This window comes from Azospirillum sp. B21 (genome assembly GCF_008364825.1).
GTDB lineage: Bacteria > Pseudomonadota > Alphaproteobacteria > Azospirillales > Azospirillaceae > Azospirillum.
On sequence record NZ_VTTO01000008.1, the window covers coordinates 260855 to 283294 of the forward strand.

Consider the following 22440-nt stretch of genomic DNA (forward strand, 5'->3'; position numbering starts at 1 on the left):
TCACAGATGTAACATAAGGCAAAAGTGCTAACCCGATCATCGGCGCTCTTGCTAGCATACCTCGCAGGAATATTCCTTTGTTGGTATGGCTGATCAAATGCCCGGCAATACTTCGAAGCCTAATCTTTTTTTTGCCATTCCCCTGTCCGCGGCTCTTCCCACGGCAAGCCATTCTTTGTCTGATCCACTCCTGCGCCGTCCCTGCTGCGGCATGGCCGCCGTTCCGGGAGGGGAGCGATGAACGCGATCAGCCCGCTCAAGACGACGGCCGAGGCCGGCGCCACCTACCAGGGCCGTCTGGAGTTCGTGACCACCGGCAAACTCTATGGCTGGCTGCACAACCAGAGCAACCCTGCCGCGGAATGTCTGGTCGACCTCTATGTCGACGGCCGCTTTCTCGGCACCCATGCCTGCAACGAGCATCACAAGGCGCTGAGCGGACTGCCAGGACGCAACGGCTTTGTTGCCTTCAACATCCCTTTGCCCGCCGGTCTTCTCTCGATCGACGACTGCTGCGTGGATGTCAAAATCCACGGCACCAGGATGTCGATCCCGGGTGCCCCCGTTGTCACCAGCCTCCACCGGGCGGTGATCGACACCGCGCTTTCCGGCATGACGCCGGAGCGCCAGGCCTTGTGCGTGGGGGCGCTTTCGGAGACGGCAAACCAGACCAAGCGCAGCCGTGAGCGGATGGCGGATGCCCGGCTTCTCCGTCCTGCCGATGGCTTTGAGGGGGCCGAGCTGACGGTTGGCAGCTTCCTGGCCCACCAGCTCCACCGGCTGGGCGAAGCACACAATTTCCATCTGCGCAGCGCCGGCGACCTGGCGCGCTTCCTGGTGCGCTGCGCCGACCGCTTCAATCTTGCCGACCATGCCTGGTGTCCGCTGCCCGCCGATGTGATTGCCTATCTCACCTCAGGCGAAGAGGACGCCGCCGGCCGTTTCCGCTCGCGCCTGTTGTCGGCCTATCAGGCCCAGACAGGCGAGACGGTCGACAGCGGGGTGGATGCGCTGTGCCTGCTGACCCACTGGATGTTCGGCAAGGCCCGCCTGCCCAAGGAGGCCCTGGCAGCCCGGCATGTGGAGGAGCTGAATGCACCGGCTGGGATCGACCCCAATGGGCTGATCTCGCGCTTTTATGCCGGCATGCACGCCCGTGACCCCGATCTGGCGGCGGCCTTTGACCTGCGCGACGAGCGGGCGCTGTTGCCGGCCCTGCTGGCGGTTTCGCTGTGGCTGGTGCGCTGGAACCTCGACGATCTCTTCCTGCCTCCGCAGGTGCGCGCGCTCTTGGACACCCCGGTCCGGCACGAGGGGCAGGTCATGACCGGGCTTGGCTATTTCTACAGCCGCCTGGGCGTCCCGGGCGCCCAGAGTTTGAGCCTCTCAGCCCTGTGCCAGCGCCAGCGCGCACCGGTGGTGCGCCACTTGGCCCGCACCATCCAAGCCAAGGGCGTCAACCTGTTCGGTTATTTCGACGGCGGCACCGGCATTAGCCGCAACGCCCTGTTCTCCCGCGACATCCTCAAGGATGCCGGTTTCGGCGTGACGATGCCGATGATGACGCTGCCCGGCCGCCATGCCGGCGAGGAGCTCTACCCGGTCAACCTGATCCATTTCGGCCTGCTGGGCGCGCCGGGAGAGATGATCAACCATGGGCTGGAGCGCTTCAGCGGGGCCTACAACATCGGCTTTTTCCTGTGGGAGACCAGTGCCCTGCCCCGCTCGGCCCATCTGGCGCTGGAGATGATGGACGAGCTGTGGACGATGTCGAGCTTCTGCGCCGACGCGCTGGCCCAGCATTTCACCGGCCCCATCCGCATCGTGCCCAACTGCGTCGACGAGCGCGTGTTGAACGCCGCTGCCGGCGAGCGGCCGAAGGCTGAGCCCTTCACCTTCTATTTCTGCTTCGATGCCCGCAGCTGGTACACGCGCAAGAATCCGCTGGCGGTGGCCCGCGCCTTCCAAAGGGCCTTCCCCCGTGAGAGCGGGGTACGGCTCGTCCTGCGCATCCGCTACCGCCAGACCAGCCGGAGCGTCGCCGATCTTGCCCATAAGCTGGAGCTCGATCATCTGGTCGAGGGCGACCCCCGCATCATCGTGCGCGACCGCGAGCTGTCCTACGCCGACTCGCTCGCCGAGATGCGCTCGTGCGACGCCTATGTCTCGCTGCACCGGGCGGAAGGCTTCGGCTACACCATGGTGGAGGCGATGATGATGGGCAAGCCGGTCATCGCGTCGCGCTACTCGGCCAACCTCGACTATATGAACGACGAGACCGCCTTCCTGGTCGGTGGCCAGGAGCGCTATTTGGACAGCGACGAGTATCTCGCCGTCACCCCCGGCGCCCGCTGGTTCGAGCCCGATGTCGGCTTGGCCGCCGAGGCGATGCGGCGGGTGTGGGAGGACCGCGGCGAGGCCACACGGCGGGCAGAGGCTGGCATGGGCGCTGTCCGCAGCCGCTTCGCCCGCCCGGTGCTGCAGGAGCTCTATGCCGCCCGACTTCAGGCCGTGTTGAAAAGCGGCGTCTCAGCCATGGCCGAGGTGTGATCCGTCAAAAAACGCCGCGACCGCATGCCGCGCGGCAGCACACCCAATCCCGCTATATTGTCCAATTCGAGATAAAAGCTGAGAGCATTCCTCCAACCCGTCTCTCCGCGCCTTGCCCCCATTCACAGCGGATCTTTCATCACCCTCCTGAGCCGCAGGCGATGCAGTCTTTACCTAAGATTGAGAGATTTATATTATCAGCACGTGCATTGTGACATTACTTTCACAACCACACAATAAAGTTGATTTTGTTTGCGTGCATTGGGTATAGACCGATTGGGGATTGCCCTGACATTTCGGTTAAGACCTCCGCCTGGGGTGGAGGATTCGCAACAGGATCGGCAAAGCGGCTCTTGACCCTCAAACAGAGGTAGGGGAGCCGGATGCCGCAGCCTCCGGTATGGCATCCTCTGGGATCGCGCCTGACCGTTGGGGTGGGGAACACGAGGATGGATGGCGGTCTGACCCTGGTTGGAAACTCAGCGGTGCCGGCGCAAGGCCGGGACGCCGTGGCGCCCACCAGCCTTGAGGATGCGTTCAACGGCTACCGTCTCTTCCTCGGCCGCCACCCGGCCAGTGTCGAGGAGATCACGGCCGCCACCGGCTGCACGCTTGGCGAATTCCTCGGCCACTACCTGATGCGCGGCGAGTTCCTCAACGGCGTCGTCGCCAACCTCACCGGCACCGCCGTGCTGCCGCACGTCGCCCTGGCTCCGGCTCCGGACGAGGGCTTGAGGCGCTGGGCGCTGGAGCGCCTGCCCCTGTCGGCCGCCGCGCGCGAGTGCCTTGTCACCAGCCGCTCCTGGCGCTTCTGGCTGCTGACCATCCTGCGCGACGAGGCCTTCCGCGCCGGCTTGCCGGCCGCGGTGGCCGAGTGGCTGGCGAACTCCGGCCTGCAAGGCCGGCTGGCCGCGCTTGAGCTCGCCCCCACCCGCCGCCTGATCGGCGAAGCCTCGCACCGCGGGGCCGGCACCATCATCGGCTGGTGCGCCAATGCCAGCGATCTTTCCGAGCGCGTGGTGCTGGAGCTGTATCTCGGCGAGCGCTTCATCGGGGCGGTGCGCTGCGAGCGCTTCGTTCCCGGCTTGGGCGAGCGCATCGGCAGCGGCGGCGAGCACGGTTTTGCCTTCGACATTCCCGCCGCCCATGCCGATCTGGTCGCCCGGGGGGCGATGCTGCGCATCCGCGACGCCCAGTCCAAGGCGCCCTTCGGCTCGGACCTCTACCTCAAGGCCAACCTGGCGGCGTCCCTCGACGAACTCAGCCAAATTCTGACGGCCATCCGGTCGATGAAGGAGATGCTCGCCAGCATCGAGCAACAGCTCCCGCACACGCTCCGGCACATCAGCCCGCCGCTGTCGGCCTATGGCAGCTTGAAAGCGCAAGGGCTGCTCGCCTGCCACCGCCCGCTGGACGAACAGGCCTCCGCCGCGGAGGCCGGCCTCACCGTCAACGTGATCCTGCTGGAAACGGCACTCGAGCCGATGGCGCTGTGCCGGCTGCTCACCTCGCTGGACAGCCAAACGCACGAGCGCTGGACGCTGACCGTGCTGGCGGAGGCCGAGGCGCTTGGCGACGAGACCCGGGCGCTGATCCGCCCGCTGACGGCTGAAGGCCGGGCGGTGGTCGCACCGCCGGCAGCCCTGCCGCGCCTGCTGGCCAGCCATCCCATCATCAGCGCCGCCACCGCCCATCTGGTGGTCGGGCGCCCCGGCAGCTTGCGCCCCGACGCACTGGCCGCCTTCCTGGCGGCCCTGGAACCGGAATCGCGCGAACCGGCCTCTGTCGCCTACAGCGACCATGACGTTTTGCTCGCCGCCCACGGCGGCAGGCCGGCACGGTTGCTGCCGGTCTTCAAGCCGGGCTTCGACCCGGTGATGCTGCTGGCCTACGACTATGCCGGCCCGATGGTCCTGGTGAGGCCGGAGGCCCTGCTGAAGGCCTGCGCGCTTGCCGATGGGAGGCCGCCGTCAAGCCTGCATGACCTGATGCTGCGCGTGGGTGACTGTGTGCCGGCGGATGCAATCCGCCACATCCCGTCCGTGCTCTACAGCCTGGAGCAGCCGGTCGACCTGCGCAGCCCCGACGGTCTCCCGCGGCTGCTGGTCGGCGAGCCCAAGGCGGTGGAGGCCTGGGCCGGGCGGCGGGGGATGGTGGCCGAGGTGCGGCGGGGGCTGGTGGTCAGCGAGGAGGAGGACGGCCAGACGCTGGTCGCGCCGTGTGAGATCGAGCTCCGTCCAGCGAGCCATCCGGCTGTCAGCGTCATCGTGCCGACCCGCAATTCGCCGGTCCTGTTGCGCAACTGCCTGGACGCGCTCTTGCGCACCCGCCAAGCCTATCCGGGGCCGCTGCAGATCCTGGTGATCGACCACCAGAACGAGGACCCCGACAGCGTCGCCCTGATCGCCGCCATGCAGGCCCAGCGCGGCGTCGACGTCATGCCGTACAAAGGGCCCTTCAACTGGGCGATGATGAACAATTTGGCCGCCGAACAGGCCAGCGGCGAGGTGTTGGTCTTCCTCAACGATGACACCTTGGCCACCGATCCCGGTTGGCTCACCCGTGCGGTGGCGACGCTTGGCCTGCCCGATGTCGGCGTGGTGGGCGCCCGCCTGCTCTATGGCGACGGCAGCATCCAGCATGCCGGCGTGGTCACCAGCTTTGAGCAGGGGGCGGTGCACGAAGGGATCGGTATGCCCGGCCATGAGGGCGGCTATCTCGGGCGCGTCCAAGTGCTGCGTTCTGCCGCCGCCGTCACCGGCGCCTGCCTGATCACGCCCAGGGCGGTGTTCCAGGCGGTTGGCGGCTTCGATGCCAGTTGGCCGGTCAACTGGAACGACATCACCTACTGCATGGCGGTGCGCAAGGCCGGGTGGCGGGCGGTCTATGATCCCAAAACCTGCCTCTATCACCATGAATCGAAGACACGCGGCTACCTGCTTGGCCAATCTGGCCAGGATGTGTATGAGAGCGATCTACGCAGGTTGCGGGTTGAATGGGAAGGGCAGCTCCGTGACCCTTTGTATAACTCAGTTTTCTCTCGTAAAGGCATACCTTTCTGGAAGATAGCATTATAAGAATATCGCGCAAAATGTGGCTAAACTTCTCTGGATTTCGCGGCGATGCGCCTATTAAAATCTCACAAACCCTGTAGTATCAATTTAAAAGCACCTAATAATTCAGGAAGGTCAATGATATAGCCACAATATACCAATTATGATCAGCATTTCTGCTAAAATAACTACTAAATAAAATGGTATTATAGTGAGGAATATACACAATATAGATACTGGAGATAAGAGACAAATTCGATTATCTCTTTAGCAATCTTCAGCCTCGAGTCATGAAATATTAACATTCTACCCATCAGCACAGCTGAGGGAAAGAACAGAGAGGACCCATGGTTTCCAAAGAAGTAGAGAAGGCAGATCTGAACCATACGTCGGCAGCCTCATACCCGTCGGTAACAACGGAAACGCCCGCACGAAAGTCAGAGAAGCTTAACGCATCTGCGAATAATTTTTCAGATGAAATTATCAATGCTATAAACAAGTGTTCTACAGAATTTGACGAAGATTTTTATTTAAGCCAACTTTTGCATACTGATATTAAAAATCAATCCCCTTTTGAACACTACATGAACATAGGGTGGACATTTGGAGTTGATCCAGCTCCTTGGTTTTCAACAAAAGCTTATCTCCAGAAGTATCCAGACGTTAGCGAATCTGGGATGAACCCTTTTTTGCATTACTTCCAATACGGACAAGATGAAGGGAGAGAACTTCCGGAATATCAAGCCACAACCATGCCATCTGGGATGCTCGATCACTCAACATTTCATGAATTAACCGATCACTTAGGACTTAGCGCAGATGATCTATCTGTAGTTGATGCATTTATTGATAATGACTACTATATATCACATCTTCCTCATGTAGACTTCAGTCACATGAGCCCGGCTGCTCACTATTTGACTGTCGGTTGGATTGCTGGCATTGATCCCTCACGCCATTTTTCGACCAGCGGATACCTTCAGCGTAATCCCGATGTTGCCAGTTCTGGAATTAATCCATTACTGCATTTCCTTCGAACCGGCCGAGCAGAAGGACGGAGATGGGGGGACGGTATTAATGGAAGTAAACCCGCAGATGGTCGCCTAGAGTGGAAGGATTACGAATACGTTTGCCATCTTGCTGATGCGTCCTTGGAAGTGACCAAGGCACGAGTCGATGCCCTGGATTTTTGCATTGCACTGCAAGGTGCAGATTTTACAAAAATCATTGGGAGACTGAGTTTTCTCCGCCCTGATTTCACAGGACCAGTAGAACCTCTGGTTTCCATTATTATTCCGTGCCTCAATCAGCAGGTCTACACTGCTGAATGCTTGGCTTCAATCGACCGATCACTGCCATCTAACTTTGATATTGAGGTCATTATCGCTGATAACGCGTCTTCTGATCCGCTGTACGAAGTAATTTCCAACAACTCTGAAATCAGAATCATTAGATTTGGAGAAAATATTGGCTTTGGTCCAGCTTGCAACCGTGCCGCTGAGATTGCTCGAGGTAAGTACCTATTTTTTCTTAATAATGATGCTCAAATTTCTCCCGGTTGCTTGGAAGTTCTAGTAAATGTTATGGAGGATATTGAAAATGGAACTAAGATTGGCGCCGTTGGGCCCAAGATTTTGTCTTTTGATGGAACACTTCAGGAAGCTGGATGCCTGCTCAACCGAGATGGAACAGGCACGCTGATCGGTTTCGGGCGTGACCATGAAACCCCTCGCTACAACTACCGCCGTGCCGTCGAGCATGTCTCCGGTGCCGCTGTCTTGATCCGAAAGCAAATTTTCGAAGAAGTTGGCGGTTTCGATCCTATTTATGCACCTGCTTACTGCGAAGATGCCGACCTTAGCATGAAGCTTCGGAAACGCGGACTGCATATCGTATACGAGCCGAGCTCAATAGTTGCCCATCATCTTAGTAAAACAACTAACAGCTCATCCTCTCAAAATGCTAAGCATCGGCTTATAGCTCGCAACCGTCGTTATTTCCTGGAGCGGTGGAGCCAAAATCTCTACACTACGGATATACGCACTATTGCTTTTTACCTGCCTCAGTATCACCCGATACCAGAAAATAATACTTGGTGGGGAAAAGGCTTTACTGAATGGACTAACATCGGTAAGGCGACGCCTAACTTTGAAGGTCAGTATCAGCCGAGGCTTCCTGGCGAACTGGGCTATTATGACCTTCGTGTTCCGGAAGTAATGGAGCAGCAAGCAGCGCTCGCCCGAGAGTATGGCGTAAGCGGGTTTTGCTACTATTACTATTGGTTCAACGGACGACGCCTGCTTGACCATCCGCTTGAGCGAATGCTAATCACAGGAAAACCTGACCTGCCATTCTGCCTGTGCTGGGCGAACGAGAACTGGACCCGACGTTGGGATGGTCGCGACGACCAAGTACTGATGGCTCAGGACTACGAGCCGCAACATGCCGAAGCAATCGCCGAGGACTTCGTACGATTTTTTAGATCATCCAACTACATCCGGGTCAATGGTCGTCCCCTAATATTAATTTACCGAATCAAGGAGCTGCCAAATCCTAAGCGTTTCATTGCAATTTGGCGGAATGTTTGCCGCAGGGCAGGTATCGGCGAAATCTGCGTTGCCATGGTGGAGTCTTTCGAACTGTCAGCCAGTCCGCAGGATCCAATAAGGTATGGCTGCGACCTAACGGTAGAGTTCCCAGCCCATGGTATGGTACACGACGCACCACGCCAAGTAGTCAAGCTCAACAGTGCTTGGACGGGCTCCGTTCACGACTACCGCGAACTTGCAGGCGCATTCATGCGTCGTATTGAGCCTGGATTCAAACGGTTGCGGTCGGTACTCGTTGGGTGGGACAACACGCCACGGCATCGCGATAAGAGCTTGATCCTAGAAAATGCGACACCAGGCGGCTTTCAGGCTTGGCTAGAATGGACTTATCGGAGGACGATTGAACAGAATATAGGAGATGAAAGGATTGTCTTTATAAACGCTTGGAACGAATGGTGTGAGGGCAGCTATCTCGAACCCGACCAACGATTTGGTCGTGCTTATTTGCAAGCAGTCCGAAACGCGTTGGATAATGTTGAGTCTGGAGGGCATAGCTTTGTCGAAGTTCATGACTAAAATGACCTCGAAGCGCGATAACCGCGTGAGGGTGGTTGGCCATCCATTTGCTCCCATTGGAATGGGCGAGCACGTTCGCTCAGCATGGCGCGCCCTGCGTGAAGCAGGCAGCGACCCCATGATCGTCGACATCTATGGTCCGCAAGGAACACTCGACCTCGAATTCAAAGTACAGTTTAGTTCATCCATTACAGCTAATCTTGGTAATGGTGTGAATATTTTTTGCATCAATGGTGATGAAATTGCTCAGGCATTGCAGGTTTTGGCGACACGCAACCTAATGGCGTCAGGAAGTCGGAATGTTATCTATCCGGCCTGGGAGTTGGAGCGCTATCCCTCAGAATGGGCGCGGCAGCTGGAGCGTTTCGACGAAGTTTGGGCACCATCCGAGTTCATCCGTGGAGCCATTGCCAAAGAGGTGGACATCCCGGTGCTACACATGCCACTAGCCTGTGAAGTCGGTCGACGAGCACTGCTCGGTCGTCGATACTTCGGCATCCGCGAGACAGCCTACACTTTTCTGTTTTCCTTCGATTTCCTCTCTTATCTGGAGCGCAAAAATCCTTTCGCGGTTATTGAAGCCTTTCACGCGCTAACCGACGCACGCCCCTATGATGATGTTGCCTTGATCATAAAGACGAACAACAGCAACCGCTGCCCTGAAATGAAACAGAGATTTGAAGCTGCTATTGCACCATTGCGCAACCGAGTGGTAGTAATTGATCGTACATTGCCAGATCTTGAAATGAAATCTCTAATGTGGCTCAGTGACTGCTTCGTCTCGTTGCATCGCTCGGAAGGATTCGGAAGAGGAATCTCAGAGGCTATGGCGCTTGGCAAACCGGTTATCGCCACGGCTTACTCTGGCAACATGGACTTCTGCAACGAACAGAACGCTTTTCTGGTGCCATATAGCCTCATAGAAGTCGGATTCAACGATTACCCCCATTGGGAAAGCCAGCATTGGGCTGATCCCGATATAGAAGCTGCCACAAGGTACATGGCCCGTCTACTTGATGATCCGCAACTCGGCCGACAAATAGGAGCACGCGCTCGGCAGGAACTGCTCGCTAAATTTGGGTACTTTCCAATTGGGCGGCTGTATGAGGAGAGAGTAACAGCTTTGGCTACAGATAATCACTCAAAGCCATGCCCTTCCTCTCAACCCCCGACAATGTACAACGCGTTGAAACTTGAAGATTCTAACGTAAGCATGTAATATATGGCTCAGGATGATGAGAAAGCTAGGAAGGCCGGCTTTATGAGTTCTAGATGTGAACGATTCGTTGTCCATATTGGAGGTCATAAATGTGGATCCACCGCAATCCAAGAATACTGCGCCCTTAATCAGGATGAACTCCTCTCAAAAGGAGTTCATTATCCTGCAAATTTGTTTTCAGGGTATCCTATGCAGCATTCTGCATTGGCTTCTTACTTAGCTGAAGGAAACTCCTCGTATTTGGAAGATGTGTTCTTTGAGGTGGTGCGTTATGCAAATATGCAAGGCGCTAGCACAGTATTTATGTCCGGAGAAGAACTTTGCAAGTCCTCTCCCGATTCCGTGAAAATGTTGACCAACCTCGTCGAGAAGTACTTTGATAGCTGGAAATTTGTTTTTGTTGAGAGAAATGCGAAAGAATTTCTTCTTTCGTCTTATAAGCATCATTTGAGATACGCTCCAACTTTGTCTGAGACCGCGTTCTCTCGCGAAATCATTGGATTTTCCCCTAAAGCCGCCATAGAAATATGGAGGGAATTTTTTACGCTTGATGGATTATTCATTCATTATGACCAAATAAAGGAAAATATTCTGCCGACATTTTTTAAGACTGCGCTTGGAATTGAGATTAGGACAACTTATCATGCCAATGAATCTTTGGATTATCTTTTTCTACAGATAATCAATACCTTTTTGAAGGAGTGGCCTTCAGAGAAAATTGAGAACATAATTTGGGATGTGACGCAAAGGCATCCAGATAAGATGACATTCTCTGTTGAAGACTGCATTGCAGATGATATTCGGAGCCTGCTGCTTGAAGATGAATGGAGGCCAGTTGAATTTCGTGGCGATAGATCTCTACTCGGAGACGTGGGCAAAGTACGTGCAAAGGGCCATAATCCAGTGGCCGTTTGCAATAAGATGCTAGATCTATTTGGGACGCTTCGAACGCATTTTTTAGAAATAGGAAATAATGATGACGAGGATATAGATGCAATTAAGCAGCAGCCTTCCAATCAATAATTAGCGGGCTTGTTATGAAAGAACTCAGCAAATCTATCCAACGCCGCCTACATGACTCACGTTTTTTGAGGCGTTACTTCGTTGGAAATGGCGTTGATATTGGTGGGAAGCCTGACCCGCTATCCCTTTATCAGGAATTCTTTCCCCTGATGGAAAGTGTGCGAATTTGGGATCTAGAGGATGGCGACGCCCAGTTTATGCACGGAGTAGAGAGTAATGTGTTTGACTTCGTGCATTCTAGCCACTGCCTAGAGCATATGGTCAATCCAACCGAAGCACTACAGAACTGGTTTCGCATCGTTCGGCCTGGTGGCTATTTAATCATCACGGTTCCAGATGAAGATCTTTATGAACAAGGAATTTTCCCTAGCACATTTAATGCAGATCATAAACATACGTTTACGATATTCAAAAGGAAATCTTGGAGCAATCGATCAATTAACTTGACAAAAATTCTGTCGGAGCTACCTAGCCAAGCGTCGGTAGAGAAAATAGAACTGTTAGACGCAACTAATCGATTTCTGCTTCCGCGCTACGACCAAACTAAGACCCCTGTAGCGGAAAGCGCTATCGAGTTTATTATCAGGAAGACAACGCTAGATGAGGCTGAAGCAGGTATGCGACAGTCAACAAAACAGCAGCCAGAACCTCGGGATCGCGTACATTACAATCAATACGAACAGGACTACCGCGCAACCCGCGCTTGGAGCAAGATAACCCCCCCCTTCACCGACGAGACCGAGTTATGAGCCCGACATGGCAAAGTCGTCCCCTGGAGGGATTGATCCGCGCACGCGCGCCGCTACGACTCGGGTTAGGCGGCGGTGGCACTGATGTCTCCCCCTACTGCGATACGTTCGGTGGTAGCGTCCTCAACGCTACCATCTCAATGTACGCCTATGCGACTGTTGGGCCAGCACCGGAAGGCAAGGTAATCTTTCGAGCTGTTGATCTCGGCATTGAAGAGGAACTCGACGCCTCAGTAGATATACCGTTAGAAGGAAAACTGCAGCTACACCGGGGCGTGTACCGGCGTATCATGCACGAGTTCAACGGCGGCGAAGCACTTAGCCTAAGCATAATCACTGCTTCGGACGTTCCTGCTGGTTCAGGTCTGGGCTCATCGTCAACCATGGTCGTGGCCATGGTTGAAGCGTTGAAGGAACGTCTAATGTTACCACTCGGCGAGTACGAGGTGGCACGGCTAGCCTATTGGATAGAGCGTCACGATATTGGGCTCAAAGGCGGCAAGCAGGACCAGTACGCCGCAACTTTCGGCGGTATAAATTTTATGGAATTTTTTCCTGAGGAACGAGTCATCGTTAACCCTTTGCGCATTCGTTCAGCTATCATGGCCGAACTAGAAGCTTCTCTAATTCTTTATTTCACGGGGGCTTCCCGTGATTCCGCCAGAATTATTGAGGACCAGTCGAATGTGATTCGTGATGGTAAGGTAGGTTCGCTGGAAGCGATGCACAAACTCAAACACGACGCAGTGCGCATTAAGGAACATCTACTGAATGGCAACATTCGTGGTGTTGGTAAGGTTCTAGGCGAAAGCTGGCAAGCTAAAAAGCAAACATCCAACGTGATCTCAAATTCAGAAATCGAAAGTGTCTACGACCTTGCTGTAAGTGCCGGTGCATATGCGGGAAAAGTCTCGGGCGCAGGTGGTGGTGGCTTCATGATGTTTATCAGCGATGCCACTCACCGTCCTAGTGTGCTTCGCGCGCTCTCCCGGGCCGGCGGCTATGTCGTCCCTTGCCATTTTACTACCGAAGGATCCATCGCTTGGCGAATTTAGGGGCCGGCCTCAAAACCATTAGGCGACGGTTGTGGCGATGTGGATCTCTGCCATGAAGTTGGTGGCAAACCTCAGGAGGGTATCGGCAGAAGCCGGCATAGCGAGGCGCTGGACGAGCCTCCCACCGGCTTCGCCGCCGAGGGCGCAATGTGGCGCTGAATTTCGATGAGGCGCTCAGAACGGCGGGCGGAGGGTTGCGCGCTCGCTGGCAGCCGCTCGGTGAAGGTGCGCTTCGGGCAATTGGCCTCTCGGCACGGGAACCGGCGCGCTTGGAGGCGAAGAATCACCGGCCGGCCTTGCCATGGCAGATCGGCCAACCGACGCTCATAACGGCTGTGCACGCGTGACGAAGGCACGTGGCAACGCGGGCACAGAACTGACGAGTGCCGAGGACGGACGAAGATGGTGATGCGGCTCGACTCCGGCAGAACATGCTCGATGCAGAGACCATCGGGAAGCACGGGAAGGAGGCGCTTGGTCACGGTGAACTGAATCTGCTCCGATGTTCATCTCATGTGCTCATCCTTGCCGTTTGGTACCACCCGTATCACGCAAAGTGCGGGAGAACCAGTATCCAGCCGGCACTGACAGACGGCGTCGCGTCTGGCGATGGCGCTACGCGACCGACAGGAATTCGAAGCGCTTCAGGCCGCGCGCAAACGCGAACGGACTCCAGGGTCCCGAGCGGTGCACGCGCTGCGGGCCGGGGTGGAGGCGATACTGTTCCAAGGGTGCGCGGCTTCGGTCTGCGCCGGGCTCGGTACGTTGGCCTCGCGAAAAGCCGTCTCCAGCACGTCGCCATCGCCGCTTCCATGAATTTGGTCAGGATCGGCAACTGGATGGCTGGCGTTCCAATCGCGCCAACCCGGCGCTCGCACCTCGGCCAACTCGTTGAGTTTGCGCGCACCTCCTGAATTCGCCAGTATTATCGGGAATGCGGATGGACCAGTATACAATCAGCACTGACAGCCCTTGGTCGCCCAGCGGACGAAGCGGTTGTAGAGCGTCTTGCGAGGGCCAAGACCGGCGGAGCATCCGCCCAGCGCCCGCCCGATTCAGCACATGGCTGATCCCACTGATCACATGGCGATCATCCACCCGCGGCTTGCCATGGGTCTCGCGCAGAAGGTGCGGCTCAAGTCGCCCAAACTGCTCCACCGTCAACCAAAACTGACCGTCGCTCATCACAGAACCCCTTTCCAAGGCGTTGAAGCACAACGGTTCCTTCCAGAAAAGGCCCTTTATGGGTCCGGACCCTAGATGACAAAGGGCCTGGGTTGGCAAAGATCAAGCTCATGGTGATGGCGGGAGACGCGTCGCGTGCCTTAATCCCATCCAACACGATATTGCCTCTACAGGAAACATAAGTCATGATGGAATACACACTCTGCGAATTGGTAGAGGTTCATTGAGATGAAAGTCTCTCGTCAGTGCGTTATTTTAGTCGGCGGGTTAGGAACCCGTCTTGGCAGCTTAGTAAAGGATCGGCCAAAGCCGCTTCTTGATGTAGGCGGCATTCCGTTTGTCGATTATCTGATTCGCCAAGCGGTACGTTTTGGGTTCGACGATATTGTTCTTCTCGCCGGCTATCAAGCGGAAATCGTGCATGCATTCGTGAATCAGGGCAATATTGGCGCACAGACTGGAGCGCGCATACGGGTAGTTGTTGAGCAGGCACCATTAGGCACCGGTGGAGCCCTGCATCATGCCCGCGAACTGTTGGCAGACGAGTTCCTAATGATGAATGGGGATTCGATGTTCGACTTCAACCTACTTGATCTCGCCACCCGCTCACTGCCCCAGCCATGTATAGGCCGCTTGGCACTGCGCTCAGTTCCTGACGCAACACGGTTCGGCCTAGTTAAAATCTCCGGATCTCGTATTATTAACTTCCATGAACGACCTAAATTTCCAGGTCCAGGTATCGTCAATGGTGGAGTTTACTATATTAAAAAAGATATTCTTAAACTGATTAATAATTTTCCGTGTTCAATTGAACGTGATGTATTTCCTAGGTTAGCTCTTGAGGGATTACTGGCGGGGCTCACTTTTAACGGATACTTTGTGGATATCGGAATTCCAGAGGATTTAGTGCACACTCGTCGGGAGCTACCTGAGCGCCGTCAGCCAGCGGTGTTCTTCGATAGCCGTTGCATTCTCGAGCATGGTGACGATTACTGCGCCCATCAGACTACCGGCTTCCGCTGGAGAAATAGCGCAAAAGAGGCAATAAAACAATGCAATGATAATGGCTGCTTGATATTTGTTATGGCTAACCAGCCGGAGACTGATCAAGGATACTATGATATGCAGAAAGTAATTCCCCTGTATGAATGGATGGAATCAGATCTGCGACAAACAGGGGGGCATATCGACGCCTTCCGCTATCGCCCCCAGCATCTCAAAAATGTCGTTGATGGCTATGCTGTCGCTTACCACGGCCGAATGCCTCAACCAGGTACATTGCAAGATATTCTATCGCAATGGCCAGTCAACAAAGAACAAAGTCTTTTTCTCAGCAGTAATATATCTGATCTCGAATTAGCAAAATCAGCTGGATTGAGGCCATGCCTCTTTGAAAATTTTGATGCAATTGAACAATTGCGTTAGATGCCGTTACTCTGTCGAAAGACTCGTGCGGAAATGCCAAACAGAACAAGGCGGTTGACATTGTAGAAGACGCCTCTGAGCAATGCTTGAGACCGTTGCGTGAGTGAGCACCGTTCCCGATCTGAACGCAGATCGGGGAGGAGTCGATGAAGCGCCACTGACAAGTTTGCCGCCAGATGCAGGCGGCGACGGATGGGGCTCGGCGATGGGATCGGGCATACGTGCTGATCCTGGAGGTGTCCAACGCGTCGAGGTGATTACGGGTCTGGAGAAGCGGCGGCAGCTCAATAACGATGAGAAGCTGGGCTGGTGGAAGAAGCGTTCCAGCCCGGCGTCAAAGCGACTGATACCGCCGAGTGTCAACGGAATCGAACGCTGGGCTCTTCCAAGTTTTGTGTGACCTTGCAGAGGTTGAGCGGGCGGAGCTGAACAGCCGATGGTATGCGCAATCTCTTTCGCGGGGCAGGACCGCCATATGGAAGGAAACCTCCTTCATCATTGTCGCGCCCTTGAACATCTTTCTGTCATCGATTGGCTTTCTGCCCAATCTTCAGGTCCTGGATCACATCGATCAAAGCTTCCATCGGATCACCGTGCGTGCACAGCCAGTTTCTGCGTCAGTATCCTGCACTGGCTGCGGCACACCCTCACGCCGCGTTCACGGCGCCTACTGGCGCAGGCTTGGTGATGTGGCGTGCTTCGGACGCCCCACCGTGCTGCTGATCCGCGTCCGGCGCTTCCGCTGTTCCAATGCGACGTGTCCGCGCCGCACCTTTGCCGAACCCTTGCCCGGTGTCGCCCGCCCTCGGGCGCGCCACACCGACCGGCTGCGGGCCGTGCACCGGACCATTGGTCTGGCGCTCGGCGGCAACCCAGGGTCCCGTCATGCCGGGGCCATGGGCGTGCCGATCAGCCGGACGACGCTGGGGCACAGGGTGCGCGTCGGCATCGACATGGCGGCCGCTCCGGTGACGGTTCCGGGGGGTGGATGATTGGGCCTGGCGCAAGGGCCACCGCTACGGAACGATCCTGTGCGACCTCGAGCGCCGGCGCGTCATCGACCTGCTGCCCGACCGCAGCGCCGACACATTGGCGACGTGGTTGGCAGCCCACCCAAGCGTCACCGTCGTCGTCCGCGACCGCGCCGGCGCCTATGCCGAGGGGACGGCGCGTGGGGCGCCGGACGCCCTCCAGATCGCGGACCGGTGGCATCTGCTGCGCAATGCCAGCGATGCCCTTCGCTCTGTTCTGGAACACCATCATCGTGACCTCCGCGCCGCCGCTCGGATGGCGAGCGCGCCATCGGAGCCACCGGGGGAGATGAGCGAAGCTCCCCAGCCGGTCGCCGCCGAACCGGAGCGGCGGCTGCGCAGCACAGAATGGCGGGCGCAAGCGGCTCAGGAGCGCCGCGACGCCCGCTATGCGGAAGCGGTTCGCTTGCGCGATCAGGGCCTGTCCACCCGGGCGGTTGCCCGGTCGCTCGGTGTCGAGCGCAAAACGGTGCGCCGTTGGCTACGCGCCGGCCATGCCCCGACATGGCAGCATGCCGACCGCGGCACCAGCATCCTCAATCCGTACCATGGTTATCTGGAGGATCGCTGGCAGGCAGGTTGCCGGAACGCCGCGGCGCTGTGGCGGGAACTCCAGGAGCGCGGGTTTCCCGGACAGTACAGTGTCGTGCGGGATTGGGGAACCCGGCGCCGGCGACAGGATCCACCCGCCGAACCGAGGGGGATCTCCAACAAGCCGGTGTCGGCGAAGCAGTCCGAGCCTCCGACGCCCCGGCGCGCGGTTCGGCTCCTGGCCGGCGATCCTGACAGGTTGACCGACGAGGACCGCCGCTTTGTCCAGGCGTTGCGGGAGCGCTCGCCGTCGATCGCGACGGCCGCCAATCTCATCATCCGCTTCTGCGAGATGGTGAAGGACAAGGTGCCCGAGCCGTTCGATGGCTGGTTGCGCGAGGCAGAGGTCAGCGCGCTGTCACCATTCGCCGCCGGGATCCGCCGCGACGAGGACGCGGTGCGCGCCGCCCTGAGCGAGCCGTGGAGTAGCGGGCAGGTCGAGGGCCAAGTCAACCGGCTGAAGGCGATCAAGCGCACCATGTATGGCCGGGCGGGCTTCGATCTGCTGCGCGCTCGGGTCCTCGGTCACGCCTGACGCGAACATCAAATGGTGAAACACGCTCCGGTCATCCACACAAAACTTGGAAGAGCCCAACTTTGCTCGCTGAAACACACCTTGAACTCCACCAAATACCGCTTCCCCGTCATCGGGTTCGTCCTTCATCCTGGGCGAACCAAGCTTATCCGACTGGCCGAGAAGCGGGGACCACCTCAGCCAAAAGGTCGGAAACAGAACTGCGTAGCTCATTCGGCTGCGCCGGTGCACGGATGTGACAGCGCCGGCAATGCAGATCAGGGTGCCCCGTCAGAAGATCAGCACGCAGGCGGCGCGCCGCCTCGCCATTGAGGATGTCCTCCAGCGACTGCATCTCGAGCGTGCCAATCGCCGGCCGGTTGCAGCATGGCGTCACAGCGCCATTGGTCTGGAACTCCACATACTGCCAAGGATCAAGGCAGAGGCGGGTCATGCCCTCCGGCAGATCACGGATGGTGTCAATCTCAGTCATGCTGGCCGGCCCTCTGCATCAGGGGAGTGAGGAAATCACCTGCAACGAGCACGCCAATCCCAGCGCGCGTCAGCAGGTCGAGCGCGCTCCGGATGGACTCCAGGCGCGGAGCCAAAGCCTCGACGCTCAAGGCATCGAGAGGAGAGACATTATTCACATCGGGAAGATCAGGATATTTCACGAGATTCCAGAAAGTGATCCCTTTGACGCCAAGGCCGATGGCTTCTTCGGCAAAATGCCCGATGTCCGGGGTGTTGAGATCATACAAGCCGCAGCTGAGCGCCAGCACCGGTTCAGGCAGGCCCATCTGCCCGGCCGCCTGGCGGATGCCGGCGATGTTCTCCTTGATCATCGCCACGCTCGCCTTGCGCCGCAGCGCCTTCAGCAGGTCCGGCTTGAAGGTGTCGATGCTGACCTGAACCGTGTGGAAACGGGCAAGCGTCTCCATCTCCTCCGCCGTGTAATGCCGTGCCAGGTTGGTGATGATGGTGAGCTTCAGTCCGGCCTCAAGCAGCCCCCGGCAGAAGTCGACCCAGCCCGCCATGGCCGTTGTCTCGCCATGGCCATTGACGGCGACGACGGCGTTGCCCACAAACCCGGGCAGCTCCGTCACGAGCCGGTTCAGAATCGCTGGCTCCATATCCTCGCCCTTGTAGAAGGGCTGGGAGACCGCGCAGTAGACACAGCGCAGGTTGCAGCGTGTCGTCAGGTCAACGCGAACATCGCGCAACGGCCCCGAAGCAAGAAGATCAAGCCCTTCCGCCGTCATCAGTGAGTCTTTGATCATGCCCGCTCCAGTGCAGGGTCAGGGGGTGGCGGCCAATTGAAGTCAACATGCGTCTGCAAGCCGCGCGTCAGGTTAGGGCTGTAGAAGGGATCGAGGAAGGTTTCCGTCCGCCATTTGACGCGAAGCTGGGCCACCTCGCGCTGCTCATGCGCCTGCGCTTCCGGCGAGCGGCTGGTCTGGCGAGTTGCCGATTCGTGATGGTAAAGCAGCGCATGCGGCGTCCAGAGGATGCGCCGGCCACGTGCTCGCAGCTTCAGGGACAGATCCACATCGTTGAAGGCAACGGAGAAACGCTCCGCATCCATGCCGCCGACCTCCAGATAATCGGCGCGCCGGCACACCATGCAGGCGGCGGTCACCGCCGAGACGTTCTGGACCACCATAGCCGAGTGGAAATAGCCCTCTTCGTCGCGGGAAAACGCCCGCTGGGCAGCATCGGCCGCGCCATGCTGGCCGACGAGCACGCCGCCATGCTGGATCATGCCGTCCGGGTAGAGCAGCTTGGCACCGACAGCCCCGACCTCCGGTCGGACGGCATGGCCCATCATCTCCGCCAGCCACTCCGGCGCGATCACCTCGATGTCGTTGTTGAGCAGCGCCACATAGGGGCTCGCGATCTCCGCAATCACCGCGTTGTGCATGGCCGCATAGTTGAACGGCTGCGGCCAGCGCCGGACCCAGAGGCCCGGTCGCCGGGCCAAGCCCTCCAGATAGGCCAGCGTCGCCGGCTCCCGGCTGTCATTGTCGATGACGACGATGTCGTAACGCGGGTAGGTCGTCTTGGAGAGCACGCTCTCCAGGCAGGCCTCGAGCAGTTCGACCCGGTCGCGCGTCGGGATGATGAGAGTCACCGGAGGCGGGGCGGGCGGCAGCCGCCATTGCACCCGCACACGCTCCGTCCCATCCATGCGGGCATCGGCCGGGGCGCCGGTCCGATCGAGATGGGCCTGGACCCGTCTTGCTCGCTCCGTCCCGCCCCTCGGCAGGCGCGCCGCAGACTTGCGGTCACGGTGATACAGCACAAAGGGCAGCTGCCTGACCCGTTCCGGCGCCGCCGACAGCAGAGCGGTATCCACCACGGCTTCTGCCCAGGCATCGATCGGCATCTCCGACCCAGCCACCAAGGCGATCGCTTGGCTCAGGCAGTCACGGACAATCGCGCAGGCAAAGCCGACATACGGGAACGCCTGATAGCGGTCGGGATCCCAGCCGGGCTTGAATTGCGGCTGAGCCCGGCCGCCATCGGCGCCTTGGCTGTCCTCATCGCTGTAGACCAGGCTGACCCCACCCTCAGACAGGGCGGCCCGGACCAGCGGCAGGAAAGCCGGGTGCAGCCGGGCGCCGGGCTCCAGCAACACCACGGCGTCAGCCGCACTGCCGGCCACCATCGCCGCGAAGTCGGCCACGCCAACCTCCGGGCTAGGCAGCGGGATCACCTCGACGGTCGGCGGTTGCGCCTGTCCACTGGCCGCGGCCAGTGCCGCCGCGATCGCTTTCTCATGGTTCTCCAGCCAAGCCCGATAGGCCGCCGGATCGTTCAGCCGGTTCAGCGGCTCAACCGCCAGCGCCGCCAGCCCCTCCTCCAGCGCCACGCCGCGCTCGGTCGCCAGCCGGTCGAGCCGGCGGCGCCGCGCGGTCAGCAGTTCCGCCGGAAGTCGGACCTCCAGCGGGCTGCCGACGAGGTGGCGGTCGGTGTTGGCAAAGCGGACCACAACCCGATGGGGCTGGTTGTCGAACAGCGAGGCCGGCAGGGGAAACGAGAAGCCATGGCGGCCGCTGCTCCCGACAAACTGGGCCAGTTCCGGCCTCGGCTGGTCGCAGCGCACCGTGGCCGCATGCGTGCCATCGATTTCGATCTCGAGCAGGGACGACCGTTCGGGCGCCTGCTCGTCGAACGCCCAGCCGCGCAAGATTGCGTGCTCGACGCTCTCGAGTTGGCCGTGCAGGTGCGGCGGAAAGAAGATCTCCTCGACCTCCCGCGCCAGGGCCGCTCCGTCCTTTCTCACGAGGATGCGGATCAGGTGCGGACGCCCATCCAGCACGTCGCCGGGCAGCTTCACCGCAAAGCCATGCCGGCCGGAGCCCACCCCCGCAGCAGCCAACTCGGGACGGAACAGATCGGCCTGGAACTCGCCCAGCACGCCCCCCTCAAAGGTGAGGACGAGGCGCACCGGCTCGTCCGGCGCCTCCGCATCGACAGCCCAACCCCTGGCGACCCAGCCGATCCCGGGAAGCCGCTCGGTCCCCTCGAATTTGCCCTGGACTGCCATGACGGCCTCGATTCCCGGATCAGGCCGTCGCCACCAGCTTCGGGTTCTTCTTCCACTCTTCCATGATGAGCTGGGCCTTATGGCGGTCCTCGCTGGTCAGCTGGGTGCCAAGCTCATGCGCCTTGGCCTCCAACGTCTCGCGCTCAGGTCCGGGCTGGGCGGCGGCGGCCATGATATACCAGACATAGGCCTGGATGGGATTGTACGCCTTGCCGTCAGGGTTGGCGTAAAGCGCACCCAGGTTGGTCATGGCGCCGGTGTGACCCTGTGCCGCAGCCTTGCGCAGCCAGTCCACGCCCTCCACCATCTCGGGCCGGCCGCCCCAGCCATGGACCAGCATCAGCCCCAGATTGACCTGGGCGCCGACATTGCCCTGCATCGCCGCCTTGCGGTACCAGACCGCCGCCTCGGCATGGTCGGGCGGTCCAGCCAGGCCGTTGGAGAATATCAGCCCCAGATTGAACTGAGCGTTGACGTTGCCCTGCTCGGCCGACAGGCGGCACCATTTCAGGGTTTCGCGGTAATCCTTGGGCACCCCGTGCCCGCGGGCATAGAGCAGGCCGAGATTGACCTGGGCCACCGGATGGCCCTGCTCGGCCGCTTGGCGGTAGAACTCCGCCGCGCGGGCCGGGTCGGCCTCCACCCCGCTGCCGTGCTCGTAGATGATGGCGAGCGCGAGCTGGGAATTGACGAAGCCCTGCGCGGCGGCGCGCCCATACCAGGCGATCGCCTGATCGATGTCGCGCTCCACCCCCTGCCCGTTGGCGTAGAGGGAGGCGAGCGCATGCTGGGCGACGGCATAGTCCTGCTCGGCCGACCGCCGGTACCAGTCGGCGGCGGCGGCATGGTCCTGCGGCACCCCCTGCCCGAAAGCATGGAGCAGGCCCATATGGTGCTGCGCCTCGGCATGGCTGGCTTCGGCGGCCAGCCGGTACCAATGCAGGGCCTGGGCGATGTCCGGCGTGATGCCGAGCCCGTTGGGATAGAGCAGGGCCAGGTTCGCCTCGGCCGTCGGCGGGCTGGCTTTGGAGACGGTCTTGTACCAGCGCACCGGCAAGGCATTCTCCTGCGCCGCCCCTTCGCCGTTGGCGTAGCACAGGGCGAGCGAGAACTGTGCCTCCCGGTGGCCCTGCTCGGCCGCCTTGCGGAACCAATGGGCGGCGTCGCCGAAATCGCGCACCACCCCCTGGCCGCGGGCATAGAGCTGGCCCATGCGGAACTGCGCCTCGGCGTGGCCCTGCTCGGCCAGCGGCATCCAGTTGGCCACGGCACCGGCATAGTCCTCCGCCTCGAAGGCGGCAAGACCTTGCTGGAAGTCCGGCTTGCGGGAAGTGGTGGATTTGCTTCGCTTCAGCAGTTTGCCGAACACA

Annotated in this window: 13 protein-coding genes and 2 pseudogenes; 9 read left to right on the top strand and 6 right to left on the bottom strand. The window is 59.0% G+C overall.

The annotated features are described in order from the left end of the window. Positions 1–237 precede the first annotated feature (237 nt). From FZ983_RS20420 to FZ983_RS20450, 7 genes are all read left to right on the top strand, one after another. Positions 238–2550, top strand: coding sequence for a glycosyltransferase family 4 protein (locus FZ983_RS20420; RefSeq protein WP_149225334.1), 2313 nt, complete (start codon positions 238–240; stop codon positions 2548–2550). Between the two features lie 449 nt (positions 2551–2999). Next, positions 3000–5627, top strand: a complete 2628-nt coding sequence (locus FZ983_RS20425; RefSeq protein ID WP_149225335.1) for a glycosyltransferase — start codon at positions 3000–3002, stop codon at positions 5625–5627. 323 nt (positions 5628–5950) lie between these two features. Then, the gene (locus FZ983_RS20430) at positions 5951–8728 is read left to right on the top strand and encodes a glycoside hydrolase family 99-like domain-containing protein (protein ID WP_149225336.1); all 2778 of its coding nucleotides are present in this window, start codon (positions 5951–5953) and stop codon (positions 8726–8728) included. Continuing rightward, positions 8709–9947 (top strand): glycosyltransferase family 4 protein, encoded by a 1239-nt coding sequence (locus FZ983_RS20435; protein ID WP_188092430.1) that lies wholly within the window; start codon positions 8709–8711, stop codon positions 9945–9947. The genes FZ983_RS20430 and FZ983_RS20435 overlap by 20 nt, the downstream gene beginning before the upstream one ends. Positions 9948–9950: 3 nt before the next feature. Next, positions 9951–10970, top strand: coding sequence for a hypothetical protein (locus tag FZ983_RS20440; RefSeq protein ID WP_149225338.1), 1020 nt, complete (start codon positions 9951–9953; stop codon positions 10968–10970). A gap of 14 nt (positions 10971–10984) precedes the next feature. After that, the gene (locus tag FZ983_RS20445; RefSeq protein ID WP_149225339.1) at positions 10985–11719 is read left to right on the top strand and encodes a methyltransferase domain-containing protein; all 735 of its coding nucleotides are present in this window, start codon (positions 10985–10987) and stop codon (positions 11717–11719) included. A gap of 32 nt (positions 11720–11751) precedes the next feature. After that, positions 11752–12774 (top strand): GHMP kinase, encoded by a 1023-nt coding sequence (locus tag FZ983_RS20450; protein ID WP_247883879.1) that lies wholly within the window; start codon positions 11752–11754, stop codon positions 12772–12774. Positions 12775–12845: 71 nt separating this feature from the next. Here the strand turns inward: FZ983_RS20450 and FZ983_RS20455 are convergent, their stop codons facing one another. Together FZ983_RS20455 and FZ983_RS20460 are read right to left on the bottom strand one after the other, a co-directional pair. Continuing rightward, a complete protein-coding gene (locus tag FZ983_RS20455; protein WP_188092431.1) occupies positions 12846–13256 on the bottom strand; it encodes a transposase family protein in 411 nt (136 codons plus the stop codon). Between the two features lie 387 nt (positions 13257–13643). Next, a pseudogene (locus tag FZ983_RS20460) lies at positions 13644–13959 on the bottom strand (transposase); the annotation flags it as partial. Positions 13960–14187: 228 nt separating this feature from the next. Between FZ983_RS20460 and FZ983_RS20465 the strand changes: the two are divergent. Beyond that, positions 14188–15384, top strand: coding sequence for a sugar phosphate nucleotidyltransferase (locus FZ983_RS20465; RefSeq protein WP_149225341.1), 1197 nt, complete (start codon positions 14188–14190; stop codon positions 15382–15384). A gap of 497 nt (positions 15385–15881) precedes the next feature. After that, positions 15882–17541, top strand: a pseudogene (locus FZ983_RS20470) (ISL3 family transposase). Positions 17542–17686: 145 nt separating this feature from the next. Here the strand turns inward: FZ983_RS20470 and FZ983_RS20475 are convergent. From FZ983_RS20475 to FZ983_RS20490, 4 genes are read right to left on the bottom strand one after another with little or no spacing between them, the layout of a single operon-like run. Next, the gene (locus FZ983_RS20475; protein WP_149225342.1) at positions 17687–18013 is read right to left on the bottom strand and encodes an SPASM domain-containing protein; all 327 of its coding nucleotides are present in this window, start codon (positions 18011–18013) and stop codon (positions 17687–17689) included. After that, positions 18006–18800: a radical SAM protein gene (locus FZ983_RS20480; protein WP_149225343.1), complete on the bottom strand. Its 795-nt coding sequence runs from the start codon at positions 18798–18800 to the stop codon at positions 18006–18008. Before FZ983_RS20480 ends, FZ983_RS20475 begins: the two co-directional genes overlap by 8 nt. Further along, positions 18797–21070, bottom strand: coding sequence for a glycosyltransferase family 2 protein (locus FZ983_RS20485; protein WP_149225344.1), 2274 nt, complete (start codon positions 21068–21070; stop codon positions 18797–18799). The genes FZ983_RS20480 and FZ983_RS20485 overlap by 4 nt, the downstream gene beginning before the upstream one ends. A gap of 19 nt (positions 21071–21089) precedes the next feature. Next, entirely contained in the window at positions 21090–22439 is a 1350-nt protein-coding gene (locus FZ983_RS20490; protein ID WP_149225345.1) for an SEL1-like repeat protein, read from the bottom strand. Position 22440: the final 1 nt, after the last annotated feature.